The organism is Desertihabitans brevis (assembly GCF_003327535.1).
Classification (GTDB): Bacteria; Actinomycetota; Actinomycetes; order Propionibacteriales; family Propionibacteriaceae; genus Desertihabitans; species Desertihabitans brevis.
This window is the reverse complement of record NZ_QOUI01000001.1, coordinates 156721-172129: the sequence shown is the minus strand read 5'-3', so window position 1 is coordinate 172129 and position 15409 is coordinate 156721. Positions and strand designations below refer to the sequence as shown.

At 72.0% G+C, this 15409-nt stretch carries 17 protein-coding genes; 3 read left to right on the top strand and 14 right to left on the bottom strand.

Translation table 11 applies throughout. From position 1 onward, the window contains the following. The 10 genes from DT076_RS00750 to DT076_RS00705 form a co-directional block, all read right to left on the bottom strand. Entirely contained in the window at window positions 1-912 is a 912-nt protein-coding gene (locus DT076_RS00750; protein ID WP_114124745.1) for a F0F1 ATP synthase subunit gamma, read from the bottom strand. A 43-nt stretch (window positions 913-955) separates the two neighbouring features. Then, window positions 956-2593, bottom strand: coding sequence for a F0F1 ATP synthase subunit alpha (atpA, locus tag DT076_RS00745; protein ID WP_114124744.1), 1638 nt, complete (start codon window positions 2591-2593; stop codon window positions 956-958). 68 nt (window positions 2594-2661) lie between these two features. Then, window positions 2662-3465: a F0F1 ATP synthase subunit delta gene (locus tag DT076_RS00740; protein WP_114124743.1), complete on the bottom strand. Its 804-nt coding sequence runs from the start codon at window positions 3463-3465 to the stop codon at window positions 2662-2664. Beyond that, on the bottom strand, window positions 3462-4001 hold the full coding sequence (locus tag DT076_RS00735) for a F0F1 ATP synthase subunit B (RefSeq protein WP_114124742.1): 540 nt from the start codon (window positions 3999-4001) through the stop codon (window positions 3462-3464). The genes DT076_RS00740 and DT076_RS00735 overlap by 4 nt, the downstream gene beginning before the upstream one ends. 2 nt (window positions 4002-4003) lie before the next feature. Beyond that, complete coding sequence (locus DT076_RS00730) at window positions 4004-4228, bottom strand: ATP synthase F0 subunit C (RefSeq protein WP_114124741.1); 225 nt, start codon at window positions 4226-4228, stop codon at window positions 4004-4006. A gap of 55 nt (window positions 4229-4283) precedes the next feature. Beyond that, the gene (gene atpB, locus DT076_RS00725; RefSeq protein ID WP_114125175.1) at window positions 4284-5069 is read right to left on the bottom strand and encodes a F0F1 ATP synthase subunit A; all 786 of its coding nucleotides are present in this window, start codon (window positions 5067-5069) and stop codon (window positions 4284-4286) included. Window positions 5070-5142: 73 nt separating this feature from the next. Beyond that, the gene (locus tag DT076_RS00720; protein ID WP_114124740.1) at window positions 5143-5391 is read right to left on the bottom strand and encodes a hypothetical protein; all 249 of its coding nucleotides are present in this window, start codon (window positions 5389-5391) and stop codon (window positions 5143-5145) included. Beyond that, complete coding sequence (locus DT076_RS00715) at window positions 5388-5909, bottom strand: hypothetical protein (RefSeq protein WP_158548004.1); 522 nt, start codon at window positions 5907-5909, stop codon at window positions 5388-5390. The genes DT076_RS00720 and DT076_RS00715 overlap by 4 nt, the downstream gene beginning before the upstream one ends. A 104-nt stretch (window positions 5910-6013) precedes the next feature. Then, window positions 6014-7147 carry an MraY family glycosyltransferase gene (locus DT076_RS00710; protein ID WP_114124738.1) on the bottom strand — a complete coding sequence of 378 codons (1134 nt, stop codon included), beginning with the start codon at window positions 7145-7147 and terminating at the stop codon, window positions 6014-6016. Between the two features lie 12 nt (window positions 7148-7159). Then, the gene (locus tag DT076_RS00705) at window positions 7160-8371 is read right to left on the bottom strand and encodes an L-threonylcarbamoyladenylate synthase (RefSeq protein WP_233493551.1); all 1212 of its coding nucleotides are present in this window, start codon (window positions 8369-8371) and stop codon (window positions 7160-7162) included. 48 nt (window positions 8372-8419) lie between these two features. On the opposite strand from DT076_RS00705, the gene DT076_RS00700 reads away from it, so the two are divergent. Genes DT076_RS00700 through DT076_RS00690 form a run of 3 tightly spaced genes read left to right on the top strand, consistent with a single transcriptional unit; the run spans window position 8420 to window position 10819 of the window. Next, window positions 8420-9094, top strand: a complete 675-nt coding sequence (locus DT076_RS00700; protein ID WP_114124737.1) for a pyridoxamine 5'-phosphate oxidase family protein — start codon at window positions 8420-8422, stop codon at window positions 9092-9094. Window positions 9095-9135: 41 nt separating this feature from the next. Then, complete coding sequence (locus DT076_RS00695) at window positions 9136-9642, top strand: hypothetical protein (RefSeq protein ID WP_114124736.1); 507 nt, start codon at window positions 9136-9138, stop codon at window positions 9640-9642. Beyond that, on the top strand, window positions 9629-10819 hold the full coding sequence (locus tag DT076_RS00690; protein WP_114124735.1) for a hypothetical protein: 1191 nt from the start codon (window positions 9629-9631) through the stop codon (window positions 10817-10819). Before DT076_RS00695 ends, DT076_RS00690 begins: the two co-directional genes overlap by 14 nt. A gap of 30 nt (window positions 10820-10849) precedes the next feature. Here DT076_RS00690 and prmC read toward each other — a convergent pair whose 3' ends face one another. The 4 genes from prmC to rho form a co-directional block, all read right to left on the bottom strand. Then, on the bottom strand, window positions 10850-11710 hold the full coding sequence (gene prmC, locus DT076_RS00685) for a peptide chain release factor N(5)-glutamine methyltransferase (RefSeq protein WP_233493550.1): 861 nt from the start codon (window positions 11708-11710) through the stop codon (window positions 10850-10852). After that, window positions 11707-12783: a peptide chain release factor 1 gene (gene prfA / locus DT076_RS00680; protein ID WP_114124734.1), complete on the bottom strand. Its 1077-nt coding sequence runs from the start codon at window positions 12781-12783 to the stop codon at window positions 11707-11709. Before prfA ends, prmC begins: the two co-directional genes overlap by 4 nt. A gap of 105 nt (window positions 12784-12888) precedes the next feature. Further along, window positions 12889-13101 (bottom strand): 50S ribosomal protein L31, encoded by a 213-nt coding sequence (gene rpmE / locus DT076_RS00675; protein ID WP_114125172.1) that lies wholly within the window; start codon window positions 13099-13101, stop codon window positions 12889-12891. A 112-nt stretch (window positions 13102-13213) separates the two neighbouring features. Further along, on the bottom strand, window positions 13214-15136 hold the full coding sequence (gene rho / locus DT076_RS00670) for a transcription termination factor Rho (protein WP_233493549.1): 1923 nt from the start codon (window positions 15134-15136) through the stop codon (window positions 13214-13216). Window positions 15137-15409 lie beyond the last annotated feature (273 nt).

The window sequence follows — 15409 nt, the reverse complement described above, 5'->3', positions numbered from 1 at the left end:
TCACTCGCTCTCGGAAGCATCGGCCAGCGCAGCTGCACCACCGACGATCTCGCTGATTTCCTGGGTGATCTCGGCCTGGCGCGCCTGGTTCGCCTCACGCGTCAGTCGCTCGATCAGCTGTTCTGCGTTGTCCGTGGCGGACTTCATCGCACGCTGTCGGCTGGCCAGCTCGGAGGCGGCCGACTGCAGCAGGCAGTACTGGATGCGGCTGGCCACGTAGAGGGGCAGCAGCTCGTCCAGCACCGTCGCGGGGTCGGGCTCGAACTCGTACAGCGGGTACACCTCGTTGCCCTGGGTGGCGTCCGCCTCGCCCTCGACCACCTCGAGCGGGAGCAGCCGGATGACCTCGGGGCGCTGGGTCAGCATCGAGACGAAGCGGGTGTAGACGATGTGGATCTCGTCCACCCCGCCCTCCTCGGCGGGGGTGTTGAACGCCTCGATGAGGGTGTCGGCGATCTCGCGTGCCTCGGCATAGCTCGGGGAGTCGGAGAAGCCCTCCCAGGCGCCGGCCACCTCGCGCTTGCGGAAGCCGTAGAAGGCCGCCGCCTTGCGGCCGACCAGGTAGGGCGCCACCTGCAGGCCGTCCTCCCGCAGCCGCTCGGCCAGCCCCTCGCCCTGCTTGATCACCGAGGAGGAGTAGGCACCGGCCAGACCGCGGTCGGAGGTGATGAGCACCATCGCCGCGCGCTGCGGGTTCTCCTGCTCGGTGGTCAGCGGGTGGTCGACCTCGGAGTAGGTCGCGACCGCCGAGACCGCACGGGTCAGCTCACGGGCGTACGGCGCGGCCGCCGTGGCCCGCTGCTGGGCCTTGATGATCCGCGACGCGGCGATGAGCTCCATCGCGCGGGTGATCTTCTTGGTGGTGGTGACGGAGTTCCGGCGCTGCCGCAGCTCACGCAGGCTGGCTGGCATCTCTCAGACCCCCGTCCCGCTCGTCGTCGTCATGGTCGGCACGTCAGCCCCGCTTGCCCTTGACGATCTGGGCCTGCTCGATGTCCTCTTCCTCGATCGCCTCGGTCTGCTCGTTGCCGACCAGCAGCTTGCCGTCGGAGGTCTGGAAGCCCTGCTTGAACTTCCCGATCTCCTGCTCCAGCGCGCTCGCGGTGTCGTCGTCGAACTTCTGGGTCTCGCGGATGGTCTGCAGCACCGGCGAGTTGTGGCGCAGGTGCTCCAGCAGCTCCTGCTCGAAGCGCAGCACGTCGTCGACGGGCACCTCGTCGAAGTAGCCGTTGGTGCCGGCCCAGACGCTGACCACCTGCTCCTCGACCGGGTACGGCGCGTACTGGCCCTGCCGCAGCAGCTCGGTGAGGCGGGCGCCCCGCTCCAGCTGACGGCGGGAGGTGGCGTCGAGGTCGGAGGCGAACATCGCGAACGCCTGCATGTCGCGGTACTGGGCCAGGTTCAGCTTCAGCGAGCCCGCGACACCCTTCATCGCCTTGATCTGCGCCGCGCCACCGACCCGGGACACCGACACACCGACGTCCACGGCGGGCCGCTGGTTGGCGTTGAACAGGTCGGACTGCAGGAAGATCTGGCCGTCGGTGATGGAGATGACGTTGGTCGGGATGTAGGCCGACACGTCGTTCGCCTTGGTCTCGATGATCGGCAGACCGGTCATCGAGCCACCGCCCAGCTCGTCCGACAGCTTGGCGCAGCGCTCCAGCAGACGGGAGTGGAGGTAGAAGACGTCGCCGGGGTAGGCCTCACGGCCCGGCGGGCGACGCAGCAGCAGCGACATGGCGCGGTAGGCCTCGGCCTGCTTGGTGAGGTCGTCGAAGACGATCAGCACGTGCTTGCCCGCGTACATCCAGTGCTGGCCGATGGCCGAGCCGGTGTAGGGGGCGATGTACTTGAAGCCGGCGGGGTCGGAGGCCGGGGCGTGCACGATGGTGGTGTAGTCCAGCGCGCCGGCGTCCGCCAGGGTGCGACGCACCTCGGCGATGGTCGAGCCCTTCTGGCCGATGGCGACGTAGATGCAGCGGACCTGCTTCTTCGGGTCGCCCGACTCCCAGTTCGCCTTCTGGTTGATGATCGTGTCCAGGGCGATGGCGGTCTTGCCGGTCTTGCGGTCGCCGATGATGAGCTGGCGCTGGCCGCGACCGATCGGGATCATCGCGTCGATGGCCTTCAGCCCGGTCTGCAGCGGCTCGCGGACCTCCTGGCGGTCCATCACACCGGCGGCCTGCAGCTCCAGCGCGCGACGGGCCTCGAGGTTGGTGATCTCGCCCAGGCCGTCGATGGGGTTGCCCATCGCGTCGACCACGCGGCCGAGGTAGCCGTCGCCGACCTGCACCGACAGCACCTCACCGGTGCGGCGGACGGTCGAGCCCTCCTCGATGCCCTCGGAGTCACCCAGCACCACGACGCCGATCTCGCGGACGTCGAGGTTCTGCGCGATGCCGAGCACGCCGTTCTCGAACTCGAGCAGCTCGTTGGCCATGGCCGACGGCAGACCCTCGACCCGGGCGATGCCGTCGCCGGAGGTGATGACCGTGCCGACCTCCTCGCGGGAGGACGCCTCGGGGGTGTAGTCCTGGACGAACCGGTCCAGCGCGTCCCGGATCTCCTCCGGGCGAATCGTGAGTTCCGCCATTGCTCTGCGTCCCTAGCTCTCGTGTCGTACGTCTGCTTGCAAGTATGTGCGTCTGCCTGGTCCGGGGATCAGTGCAGGCGTCGCCGGGCCTCTTCGAGCCGCGCGGCCACCGTGCCCTCGATGACCTCGTCACCCAGCTCGATGCGGATCCCACCGAGCACGGCCGGGTCGACGACGACGTGCATCGCCACCGGCCGTCCGGTCTGCCGGGTCAGCGCGGCCTGCAGGCGTGCCTGCTGGTCGGCCTCCAGCGGTCGCGCCACGCGCACCGTGGCGACCGCGCGCTGGCGCACCTGGGCGGCCAGCTCGAGGTAGCCCTCGAGGGTGTGGGCGAAGCTCCGCTCGCGGGCCCGGACGGCCCGCGTCGCCAGCGTCGTGGTGGCCGGGGCCGCCCGGTCGACGAGCAGCCCGCGGACCAGCTCCTGGCGCCGCTCCACCGGCACCGCACGGTCGGCGATCGCGTTGCGGAGCCCCTGGTCGGAGGCGACCAGCCGGCCGAAGCGGAAGAGCTCGTCCTCCACCTCGTCCAGCCCCTGGCCTCCAGCCGTCGAGGCGAGCACCGCCCGTACGGCCTGGCGCTCGAGGGCGGCCACGAAGTCGCGACCGCTCGCCCACCGGTGCTCCACCGCGGCGGTGAGGACGCTCAGCGCGCCCTCCCCCACCTTGCCCTGCAGCAGCGAGGTGGCCAGCTGCTGGCGCACCGTCGCCGGCGTGCCCGGGTCGGTCAGCGCCCGACGCAGGGCCGGCTGCTGGTCGAGCAGGTCGACCACGGCGAACAGGTCACCCGACAGGGTCGCCCCCTGCTGGGCGTCGAGCACGGCGTCCAGCGCGGACAGCCGGCTCGTCTCGGCGGCACCTGCGGACGGCGTCATACCCGCTCGCTCTCCGCCGGCGAGGACTCCAGGTCGGCGATGAAGCGCTCCACCGTGCGGCGGGCACGCTCGTCGTCGTCCAGGGACTCACCGACGATCCGTCCGGCCAGGGTGGTGGCCAGGCCACCGACCTCGGCGCGGAGCTGGGCGACCACCTGGCCGCGCTCGGCCTCGATCGCGGCGTGGGCCTGGGCGCGGATCCGCTCGGACTCGGCCTGGGCCTCCTCGCGCATCTCGGCCAGGATCTGCGCACCCTGGTTCTTGGCGTCCTCGCGGATCCGGGCGGCCTCGGAGCGGGCGTCGGCGAGCTGGGCGCGGTACTGCTCCAGCGCGGCCTCGGCCTCGCGCTGCGCGGCCTCGGCCTTCTCCATCCCGCCCTCGATCGCGGCGCGGCGCTCGTCGTACATCTGCTCGAACCGCGGCACCACCAGCCGCTGCATCACCACGAAGATGACGATCATGAGCAGGATGCCCATGACGATCTCGGAGGCGTAGTGCGGCAGCAGCGGGCCGAGGTTGATCTCGAGGAGAGGCATGATCAGAGCACGAAGGAGAAGGCGAGGGCGAGGATGGCCAGCGCCTCGACCACGGCGAAGCCGATCCAGGCGGTGCCCATCATGGCGCCACGGGCCTCGGGCTGGCGGGCGGTGCCCTGGATGACCGAGGCGAAGATCAGGCCCACGCCGATGCCCGAACCGATGACGGCGAGGCCGTAACCGATGAGGTTGAGGGAGCCCTCGATGATCGGACCAGTGGTTTCCATGGGGATTCCTTTCGGATCAACTCAGTGTGAGTGGTCTTGATGAGCAGGTGGGCGGTCAGTGGTCCTCGGCCAGCGAGGAGGCCACGTACTGGGCGGTCAGGACGGTGAAGATGTAGGCCTGCAGCGACGACACCAGCAGCTCCAGCGCGAAGATCGCGAAGCTGAAGACGAGCGAGGCGCCGCCGGCCACCTTGTTGATCACCCCGTCGGCCTGGAACAGCAGGTAGGCGCCACCGGTGACGAACACGAGGACCACCAGGTGACCGGCGAGCAGGTTGCCGAAGAGTCGCAGGCCCAGGGTCAGCGGCCGGATGACGAAGTTCGACAGGAACTCGATCGGGATGATGACGAACCACAGCGGCCAGGGCACACCGGCCGGCAGCAGGCTGTTCTTGAAGTACTTCATGCCGTGCCGGGCGACACCGGCCACGTTGTAGATGACGTAGGTGAGGATCACCAGGCCCCAGGCGTAGCCGATGTTGGAGAACGTCGGGAACATCAGCAGCGGGAAGAGCCCCATCAGGTTGTTCACCCAGATGAAGGAGAACAGGCCGACCAGGTAGGGGACGTAGCGCCGGAAGTCGTGCTGGCCGAGCACCTCGAGCGCGACCCCGTTGCGGATGAAGTTGTAGAAGTACTCGTTGAGGAACTGCAGCTTGCCGGGCACGACCTTGAGCCGGCGCGAGGCCAGCAGCCAGAGCACGATGACGATGACGGCCGCCAGCACGGCCTGGATGAACGGCTTGTTCACCCAGTCGGGTCCGCCGAAGCCGCCGACGAACTCGAAGTCCTCCAGGCTCGGAGTGTGCCAACCACCCTCCTCGCCGTGGCCGGTCTCCATCGGCACCGGGAACCTCATCGGCACTCCGGGCACGGTCAGGCCGCCCACGCGAGCTCCTCTCTGCGTCGACCGTTCACCGAACGGCTCCGTAACGCTTGACGATCATGTACACCGACAGCCCGAGGCCCAGGACGAGCCCCAGCGGCAGCAGGAACTGCGTGCCGAGGAAGTGGTCGCCGACCCAGCCGAGACCGCCGTAGGCCAGGGGCCCTGCGATGACGTAGGAGAGGGCTCGGTAGCCCTCCCGTTCACCGGCGGCGTTGTCGGCCCGGGAGCGGTCCGCACCGGTGAGGACCCTATCAGCGGAGATCCGATCGGTCATGCTGGTCGACCCCCTTCCGAGGCGTTCTCCGACACGTTGTCGTAGACCCTATCCGACGGCTCGTCGTAGATGGGAATCCGCAGCCGGCGGTAGGTCAGGACGACTCCGACGAGCCAGCCGACGACCGACAGACCACCCGTCACGGCCAGCGCCATCGCGTTGACCCGGGCCACCGACTCCGCCGGGAGGTTGGACCACCCGACGACGAGGAGACCGAGGACCGAGGCGCGCAGACCGAAGGAGAGCAGCGAGGCGCGCATCAGGACCCGCGGCGCGGCACCGGCGAAGCGGATCTGGACGGCCTGGCCGATCGTGTCGAAGACCAGCACGAGGGCGAGCCCGACGAGGGCCGACAGCAGCCCGCGGGCCCCGTCCACCACGGCCCAGACGAGCACCGCGGGCAGGGCCAGCGCGTGGCAGCCGATCACGCCACCGACCAGCAGCCGGCGTGCCCGCTCGGCGAGCACGACCGCCTGACCGGCGTCTGCGGGGGACTCCCCGCGGGCGTCGATGCTCATGGTCGTCATGGTGGTCGAGATCCTCGTCTGCGGCCAGGGTGCGGCCCGGCTCGGGGCGCTTGTGAAAACTAGCACAAGGGCCCGGGTGCGGCCGAAACGCGCGGTCAGCCCCGCCGGGCGGGGACCTGCGGGTGCTCGGTGGCGCGGTCCAGCGGGCGGCTGAGGGTGAGGACGACGGCCACCACGGCCAGCACCGCCACCCCGGCCATCACCACCCAGCTGCGGGACAGCCCGATCGCGATCACGCCGAAGGAGATCAGCGCCGACCACAGGTAGAGCAGCGCGACGGCGCCGCGGTGGGAGTGCCCGCGGCGCAGCAGCTGGTGGTGCAGGTGCTGCTTGTCGGCCACGAACCACCAGCGCCCGGCGATGGTGCGCCGGGTCCAGGCGAGCACCACGTCGAGCAGCGGTAGCGCGAGGATCGCCACCGGGAGCACGAGCGGCAGGTAGGCGGGCAGCACCCCACCGCCCTCGGTGCCGGGCTGGATCTGCGGCAGCCCGAACTGCCCGGTCAGGCTGATCGCCGAGGTGGCGAGCATCAGCCCGAGCAGCATCGAGCCGGAGTCGCCCATGAACATCTGGGCGGGGAACCAGTTGTGCGGCAGGAACCCGAGGCAGGCGCCCACCAGGGCGACCGCGATGAGGGCCGAGGTGGTGGCACGGGAGAGGTCCTGCTCGCGGGTGAGCACGTAGCAGAAGGTGAAGAAGGCCATCGCGCCGATGGCGACCACGCCGGTGGCCAGGCCGTCCAGCCCGTCGACGAAGTTCACCGCGTTGGTGCAGAGCACGATGAAGAAGACGGTGATGGCGATCGAGGTGATGTCGTCGAGTGAGATGATCCGGTTCGGCAGCGGGATCCACATCATCCGCACGCCGTTGACCACGACGATCCCCGCGGCCAGCACCTGCCCGGCGAGCTTGACCAGCGCCGACATGTCGTACAGGTCGTCCAGCACCCCGACGACGCAGATCACGACCGCCGCGAGCAGCACGTAGGCGGCGTCGTGGGTGACCAGCGGCTGGCTGCCCAGGAACGGCAGCCGGGACGCCACCAGGATCGCCGCCGCGATCCCGACCAGCATCGCCACGCCGCCGAAGTACGGGATCGGCACCACGTGCACGTCGCGGTCGCGGACCCGGGCGACCGCACCCCAGCGCAGCGCCAGCCGTCGGCACAGCCCGCTGACCAGGTAGGTGCCACCGGCGGCGACCAGCATCACCAGCAGGTACTCACGCACGGCGGGACGTCCTCAGCGGCGTTCGTCCGGCGCGGGGGCCGGCGGGTCTGCCGGCTCTCCACCGGCCAGGACCTGGTCGACGACGTCACGCCGGTCCACGTCCTCGTCGCCGGGGATCGTCTCGCCCTCCTCGGCCGCCGGGTCGAGCTGGGCGGAGGCGGGGGCAGGACCCGGGTCGTCGGCGGGCACCGGGTCGGCCCCGGTGGGCTCCGCCCGGTCGTCGGCGGGCGCATCCGCCGCGCCGGCACCGTCGGGCACGTCGGCCACGACCGTCACCCCGTGCTCGGCAGCGTCCTCGTCGACGACCACGACGGAGCCGTCGTCGGTGACGCTGCTGACGGTCTCCCCCGCGTCGTCGGGGACCAGTACGTCCTCAGGGCCGGGCGTGTCCGTCGCCGTCGCACCGTCGGCCGTCGCGGTGGTGTCCGTGGCCGGTGCGTCCTCGGCGACGTCCTCGGTCGCGGTGGTGGGGGCGCCGTCCTCGAGGACGTCCGTCGCCTCTGCCTCGTCGGTGTCCTCCCCGGCGGTCTCCTCCGCCGCGGCCTCGCGGACCGCGGCGAGCTCCGGGCTCAGCGTCAGCTGCGGGACGGTGGCCTGCAGCTCCTCCAGGCTCAGCACCCCTTCGCGCACCACGACGCCGGAGTCGTTGGTGGTGAAGTCGACGATGGTGGACGGCTGCGGGCCGGGCGTCGGACCGTCGTCGAGGTAGACGCTGACCAGGTCACCCAGCTGGTCGATCGCGTCGTGCACGTCGACCGCCGGCGGCTGACCGGTCTTGTTGGCGCTGCTCACCGCCAGCGGACCGGTGCGCCGCAGCACCACCCGGGCAGCCTCGGAGTCAGGCACCCGCAGGGCGATCGTGCCCTCGGTGTCGCCGAGGTCCATCCGCAGGCTCGGCTGGGCGGTGAGGATGAGCGTCAGCGGGCCGGGCCAGTGGGTCTCCATCAGCTGCTCGGCCTGCCGGGGCACCCGGGTGGCCAGGGCGCGGCTCACCGCCGGCTCGCTGACCAGCACCGGGGGCGGCATGTCGCGCCCCCGGCCCTTGGCGTCCAGCAACCGCTGCACCGCCTCCGGTGAGAACGGGTCGGCGCCGATCCCGTAGACGGTGTCGGTGGGGATCACCACGCACTCCCCCGCCTCGACGGCGGTCTGCGCGGCTGCGGCGCCCTGGTACAGCTCGTCGTCGCTGCACATGAAGTGCTGCCAGCCCTGCTCCTCGCTCACCCGGCCATCCTGCCAGAGGCGGCGGACCGGCATGGGAGGATGAACGCCATGAGGAGCAGCGACGACCTCGTCCCCGACGCCCCCGCCGACGGCGGGCGAACCGGCGACGTCCAGACCGTGGACTCGCTCGCCGAGCTGGAGGAGGTCGTGGGCCACCCGCTGCCGCACGTGCGGGACAAGGTCCGCCCCCGGCTGGTCGAGCTGGACCGCCGCTGGCTGGCGGTCTCCCCCTTCTGCGTGCTCGCCACCGCCGACGCCGAGGGCCGCTGCGACGCCAGCCCCAAGGGCGACCCGGCCGGCTCGTTGGTGCACGTCATCGACGAGGGCCACGTCGCGGTCGCCGAGCGTCCCGGCAACCGACGGGTGGACGGCTACCGCAACGTGCTGGTCAACCCGCACGTGGGGCTGCTGTCCTTCGTGCCCGGACGCGGCGACACCCTGCGGGTCAACGGCCGGGCCCGGCTGGTCCGCGACGCCCCCTGGTTCGACGCCATGGCGGTGCGCGGGCGGCGTCCGGTGCTCGCGGTGGAGATCACCGTCGAGGAGGTCTTCCACCACTGCGCGAAAGCCTTCCTCCGCTCGGGTCTCTGGCAACCCGACACGTGGACCCCCGACGTGCTCCCCAGCGTGGCCGAGATCAGCAAGGAGCTCTACCGCCCGCAGGACGACCTGGGCGAGCTCCAGCAGTACTACGGCCCGTCCTACGCCGAGAAGCTGTACTGACCCATCCGGGTGCCGGACCCCGGTCACCGTAGGGTGACGCCGTGACCTCCCCCGACGACGGACGACCCGCGGAGCAGCCTCCGCTGGCGACCGTGCCGGCCGACGTCGTGCTGGACCGGTTGCTGGAGCTGCTCCTGGAGGTGAGGAGCATGGACGACCTCACCGCCGAGCGGATCGCTGCGACCCTGCGGCTCCGGGTCGCCCGGCAGGACGCCGACCAGACCGTCTTCGCCGCCCGGCTCGATGCGCACCACCGCTGCGGTGTCGCACTGCACGAGCAGGCGCCGTCCGGACGCCTGCTCCTGCTGCAGGTGGTCGCCGACCGTCCCGACGGCGAGGTCGCCGGCACCGAGGTCGGACGGCTGGCGACGCCGCTGCTGGCCGCCGGCTTCAGCCAGCAGCGCAGCCACGGCTCCCACGGGGCCCGGGCCGGCTACCGGTTCGTCCGCGGCCCGCTGCAGGTCCGCGTCGAGACGAGCGGTGGGACGTCGCCGGAGCTGCCCGAGCGGATCACCGAGATCAGGGTGAGCGGCGTTGCCACCGGATGAGGCCCGACCCCGCCTGTCGGACGGGTCGCGTGCGCTGTTCGAGCGGTTCGCCGCCCGACCCGGGGCCGGCGCCGACCGTGCGGCGGCCCTGCGTCGGCACGTCGAGAGCTCTCCCGCGCTCGTGCGCCAGCTCAACCAGGCGGTCGCCGCCGACGAGCTGCGCGGCTTCACCGTGCAACCGGCCGACGTCAACGCCGGAGGCACCTACGACCCGTCCACCCGCCACATCAGCGTCCCGCTCAGCCAGCTGGAGGACCGCTACGAGTGTGTCTTCGTGATGGGTCACGAGGTCCAGCACGCGCTCAACCGGGCCGCGGTCGAGGACGCCGACACCCGCTTCCCCACCGACCTGCACCAGCAGGCGAGCAGCGGCTCGCTCGACTACACGACACCGGTCGCCACCCTCATGCAGGCCCAGCGCTGGGACGAGGCCAGCGCCAACCTCGCCGGGTGGAACGCACTGGTCAGCCACCACACCAGCGCGGCCGCCGAGGCCGGTCGGCCGCAGCCCTCGCTGGCGACCGTCGCCGCCTCCAACGGGCGGACCCGCGACGTCGTCGAGGGCGACGTGCTGACCGGCTACCACGTGCGTCCGAACCTGTCCCTCGGCCCCGACCTCACCGCGGAGCTCACCCCGGCCAACATCGAGGGCATGGCGCAGAACTACGTCGACCGGCCCGCCGCCGAGACGCGGCTGGGCCACCACGGCAACTCCGACTACGCCAACTACTACGGCGCGTACGCGGTCGGCGTCACGGTGCAGTACCACCGGGCGATGTACCCGCCGCAGCCCGGCGTGGCCGAGGTCCCGTTCGCCCTCGACCTGCAGCGGCTTGGCCTGGACCGGGCCCTGATGGAGCAGAACGGCGTCCACCTCGGCGGCTCGCGCCAGCCGATGCCCTTCCTCGACACCTCCACCACGCCGCCCCGCCGTGAGCACCTGCACCACACCTTCGAGACCCACCAGCACGTGCCGACGAGCCCGGCCTCGGACGCCGCACGCCGCGACCCGTCCCGTGCCGGACGGACCGACGACCTGCGCTCGATGTCGTTCCCCCGGTCACCGGCGCACGCCGGCGCCGTGGCGGCCACCTCCACCGGGGGCACGTCACGACCGGGTGCACGCGAGATGGTGCCGCCCGTGCGCACCCCGCGCTCCAGCGACCGCGGTCGCTGACGCCCTCCCGGCGGACGGGCGCGGACGGCCTCAGCCGCGGGTCGCGGTGACGAAACGGGGACGTCCGTTGAGGTCGCGGTGGTCGCGCACCTGCTGCCACCCGTCGGCCACGAACAGCTCCACCACGCTGTGCTCCTGCACCTCGGCGTGCTCGGCGGCGAGCAGCCCGCCCGGCCGCAGCAGGCGCCGGGCCGTCGCCGAGAGCGTGCGCATCGCGTCCAGCCCGTCCAGGCCGGAGAACAGCGCCAGCTCCGGGTCGTGGTCGCGCACCTCGGCGGCCACCGACTCCCACGCCTCCAGCGGGATGTAGGGCGGGTTGCTGACCACCAGGTCGACGGTGCCGTCGAGCTCGGGCAGCGCGTCGGCGAGGTCGCCGGCGTGCAGGGCGACGCCGGTGCCGGCCAGGTTCCGCTCGGCGTAGGCCAGCGCCTCCTCGGACAGCTCCACGGCGTGCACCCGCGCCCGTGGCAGCTCGTCGGCCAGCGCCTTGGCGATCGCGCCGGAGCCGGTGCACAGGTCGACCACCAGCGGTGCCGGCGCGCCGGCCAGCTGCTGCACCGCCCAGCCCACCACCACCTCGGTCTCCGGGCGCGGCACGAACACGCCGGGGCCGACCTCCAGCCGGACGTGGCGGAACCACGCCTCGCCGGTGAGGTGCTGCACCGGCGCCCCTCCGGCGCGTCGGCGCAGCAGCTCGCGGTAGCGCTCGTGCACCTCCGGCGTCATCGCCGGGGCCAGCACCAGCTGGCCGGGGTCGAGCCCGAGCAGGTGGCAGGCCAGCACCCGGGCCTCGGCCGCGGGGGCGGGGCAGCCGGCAGCCGCCAGCTCGACCGCGGCGGCGCGCAGCTGCTGCTGCAGCCCGGCCGGTCCTGCCAGCGGGGCCGCGCTCACCGGGCGGCCAGCCGCTCGGCGACCTCGGCGGCCTGCAGCGCGGTGATGACCGGGTCGAGCCCGCCGGCCAGCACCTGGTCGAGGTCGTGGGACTTGAACCCGATCCGGTGGTCGGCGAAGCGGTTCTCGGGGAAGTTGTAGGTGCGGATCCGCTCGGCGCGGTCGACGGTGCGCACCTGCGAGCGGCGGGCGGCCGAGGCCTCGCTGGCGGCCTGCTCGGCGGCCAGCGCGGCCAGCCGGGCCCGCAGCATCCGCATCGCCTGCTCGCGGTTCTGCAGCTGGGAGCGCTCGTTCTGGCAGGAGACGACGACACCGGTGGGCAGGTGGGTGATCCGCACCGCGGAGTCGGTGGTGTTGACGCCCTGGCCGCCCGGTCCGGAGGAGCGGAACACGTCGATGCGCAGGTCGCCGTCGGCGATCTCGACCTCGGTCTCCTCCACCTCCGGCATCACCAGCACCCCGGCGGCGGAGGTGTGGATGCGTCCCTGCGACTCCGTCACCGGGACGCGTTGCACCCGGTGCACCCCGCCCTCGAACTTGAGCCGGGCGTACGGCATCCGCTCCGGTGCCCCCGCACCGCCGGCCTTCACCGCGACGGTGAGCGTGCGGTAGCCGCCGAGGTCGGTCTCCTGGGCGTCGAGCACCTCGGTCTTCCAGCCCTGGGTCTCGGCGTAGCGGGTGTACATCCGGAGCAGGTCGCCGGCGAACAGCGCCGACTCCTCCCCGCCCTCGCCGGACTTGATCTCGATCAGCGCGTCGGAGGAGTCGTTGGGGTCGCGGGGGGCGAGCAGCAGCACCAGGCGCTCGGTGAGCCGTCCGCGTCGCTGCTCCAGCTGCTCGGCCTCGGCGGCGAAGGTGGTGTCCTCCGTGGCCAGCTCGCGCGCGGCGGCGAGGTCGGCGTCCAGCACGTCCAGCTCGGTGAGCGCGGAGACGATCGGGGTCAGCTCGGCGTAGCGCCGTCCGATCCGGCGCACCCGGGCGGCGTCAGCGTGCACGTCGGGCTGGGCCAGCTGGCGCTCCAGCTCGGCGAACTCGGCGCGCAGGCCGTCGGCCGAGGCGAACTCCTCGCTCACCGGGCTCCTCCCCTCCCTGTCCGTCCGCGGAGACGACGACGGCGCCAGGCAGGGCCCGGCGCCGTCGGTCTGGCCACGCTCAGCGCACGGGCTGAGCGGGCGAGGTCACTTCTTGTTCTTGGCGTAGCGCTTCTCGAACCGGGCGACGCGGCCGCCGGTGTCGAGGATCTTCTGCTTGCCGGTGTAGAACGGGTGGCACGCCGAGCAGACCTCGGCACGGATGGTGCCGGACTCGGACGTGCTGCGGGTGGTGAACGTGTTGCCGCAGGTGCAGCTCACCTGGGTCTCCACGTAGGTCGGGTGGATGCCAGCCTTCATCGTGATCTCCTCGTCATCGGGCACCGGGTCCAGCCTGGGGTCAGGGTGGTGAACCGGCACCAGCGGGTCATCATGCCTCAGCGTCGCGCGCCAGGCAACTATTCCTGCCCGGTCACTCCTCGCCCGGTCGCGCCGGCGTCGTCTTGGAGATGACCATCAGGAACTCGGTGTTGGTCTGCGTCTTGCGCATCCGGTTGAGCAGCATCTCCAGCGCCTGCTGCCCGTCCAGCCCGGAGAGCACGCGCCGCAGCTTCCAGATGATCTGCAGCTCCTCCCGGCTCATCAGCAGCTCCTCGCGGCGGGTGCTGGAGGCGTCCACGTCCACCGCCGGGTAGATCCGCTTGTCGGCGAACTCCCGGCGCAGCCGCAGCTCCATGTTGCCGGTGCCCTTGAACTCCTCGAAGATCACCTCGTCCATCTTCGAGCCGGTCTCGATCAGCGCGGTCGCGAGGATGGTCAGCGAGCCGCCGTCCTCGATGTTGCGCGCCGCGCCGAAGAACCGCTTGGGCGGGAACAGCGCCGCGGAGTCCACACCACCGGAGAGGATGCGCCCCGAGGCGGGGGCGGCCAGGTTGTAGGCGCGACCGAGCCGGGTGATGCCGTCGAGCAGCACCACCACGTCGTGCCCCAGCTCCACCAACCGCTTCGCCCGCTCGATCGCGAGCTCGGCGACGATGGTGTGGTCACTGGCCGGACGGTCGAAGGTCGAGGCGATCACCTCGCCGTTGACGGTGCGCTGGAAGTCGGTGACCTCCTCGGGGCGCTCGTCGACCAGCACCACCATCAGGTGGATCTCAGGGTTGTTGGCGGTGATGGCGTTGGCGATGGACTGCATCACCAGCGTCTTGCCGGCCTTCGGCGGGGACACGATCAGCCCGCGCTGGCCCTTGCCGATCGGCGCCACCAGGTCGATGATCCGGTTGGTCATGTTGGTCGCGGTGGTCTCCAGGCGGAGCCGCTCCTGCGGGTACAGGGGGGTGAGCTTGGAGAACTCCGGACGGTTGCGCGCCTGCTCGGGGTCGGCGCCGTTGACGGTGTCGAGGCGGACCAGCGGGTTGTACTTCTCCTTGCGGTCCCCCTCCTTCTGCGCCTTGATCGCCCCGGTGATGACGTCGCCCTTGCGCAGACCGTGCTTGCGCACCACCGACATCGGCACGTAGGCGTCGTTGGTGCCGGGCAGGTAGCCGGTGCGACGCACGAAGCCGTAGTTGTCGAGGACGTCGAGGATGCCGCTGACGTCGACGAGGACGTCGTCCTCGGTGATCACGGGCTCGGCCTCGAAGCGCTCGCCGCCGCCGCTGGCGCCGCGCCGGCGGTTCTGCCGGTCCCGGTTGCGGCGACGCCGGCCCCGGCGGCCGCCGCCCTCCTCGTCGTCACGCCGGTCGTCACGGGTCTGGCGGTCGTCACGGGTCTGGCGGTCGTCGCGGGTCTGGCGGTCGTCGCGGGCCTGGCGGTCGTCCCGGGTCTGACGGTCGTCGCGGGTCTGGCGCTCGTCGCGCCGGTCCTCGCGGGCCTGCGGACGGTCGTCGCGCTCCTCGCGGCCGTTGCCGCCGCTGCGCTGCTCCGAGCCGTTCTGCCGCTCCTCCGAGCCGCCGGCGACGCGACCGAAGTCGCGCTCGAGCGAGGCGCCGACCTCGGCGACCAGGTCGGGGTCGCCGCTGCTGTCACGGCGGCGTCCGCGCCGCTCCCGACGCTGGCCCGGCTCGGCGTCGCCGCCGTTGCTGGCCGCCTCGACGGTCGGCTGCGCGGCCTCTTCGCTGGGCTGGGTGCGGGCGCGCCCGGCCCGACCGCCCGATCGGCCCGAGCCGTTCTTCGACGTCTGCGGCGCCTCGGGACGGGTCGTCTCCGGCGCGGTGACGGTGCTGGGGGCCTCCTCGGCCCCGGCGCGCGGGGCCCGGGTGCGGGTGCCCGACGCGGCGGCGGAACCGCCGGTCTGCTGGGCCTTGATGGCCTCGATCAGGGCGCCCTTGCGCATGCTGCCGGTCCCCTTGAGGCCGAGGGACGACGCGAGCTGCTTGAGCTCGGGCAGCAACATGCCCTCCAGACCGTTCCCGCGACGGCGACCGCTCTGTCGCTCGCTGGACGTGCTGGGGGCAGTGTCGGTGGTGTCGGTCACTGGTGTCCTTTCGACGCGGGTCTCGCGACCCACAGGAGGGGCCGTCGAGCTCCCGGTGCCCGGGTGGGCATCGAGGGGCTCGCCGCACGGCGAGCCAGTGCTGCTGATGAGCCGTCACGTCCTGCATCCGACGCACAGGCCTCGGGGAGGCATCTGAGGTGGTGATGCCGCCGACCCTGGTCGGCGTCGCAC

Coding starts and splice junctions, on each gene's coding strand:
- rpmE (WP_114125172.1), bottom strand. CDS start 13,101: ATGAAGGCTGGCATCCACCCGACCTACGTGGAGACCCAGGTGAGCTGC.
- DT076_RS00750 (WP_114124745.1), bottom strand. CDS start 912: ATGCCAGCCAGCCTGCGTGAGCTGCGGCAGCGCCGGAACTCCGTCACC.
- DT076_RS00730 (WP_114124741.1), bottom strand. CDS start 4,228: ATGGAAACCACTGGTCCGATCATCGAGGGCTCCCTCAACCTCATCGGT.
- DT076_RS00700 (WP_114124737.1), top strand. CDS start 8,420: ATGAGGAGCAGCGACGACCTCGTCCCCGACGCCCCCGCCGACGGCGGG.
- atpA (WP_114124744.1), bottom strand. CDS start 2,593: ATGGCGGAACTCACGATTCGCCCGGAGGAGATCCGGGACGCGCTGGAC.
- DT076_RS00715 (WP_158548004.1), bottom strand. CDS start 5,909: ATGAGCATCGACGCCCGCGGGGAGTCCCCCGCAGACGCCGGTCAGGCG.
- atpB (WP_114125175.1), bottom strand. CDS start 5,069: ATGGAGACCGGCCACGGCGAGGAGGGTGGTTGGCACACTCCGAGCCTG.
- rho (WP_233493549.1), bottom strand. CDS start 15,136: ATGTTGCTGCCCGAGCTCAAGCAGCTCGCGTCGTCCCTCGGCCTCAAG.
- DT076_RS00735 (WP_114124742.1), bottom strand. CDS start 4,001: ATGCCTCTCCTCGAGATCAACCTCGGCCCGCTGCTGCCGCACTACGCC.
- DT076_RS00720 (WP_114124740.1), bottom strand. CDS start 5,391: ATGACCGATCGGATCTCCGCTGATAGGGTCCTCACCGGTGCGGACCGC.
- DT076_RS00740 (WP_114124743.1), bottom strand. CDS start 3,465: ATGACGCCGTCCGCAGGTGCCGCCGAGACGAGCCGGCTGTCCGCGCTG.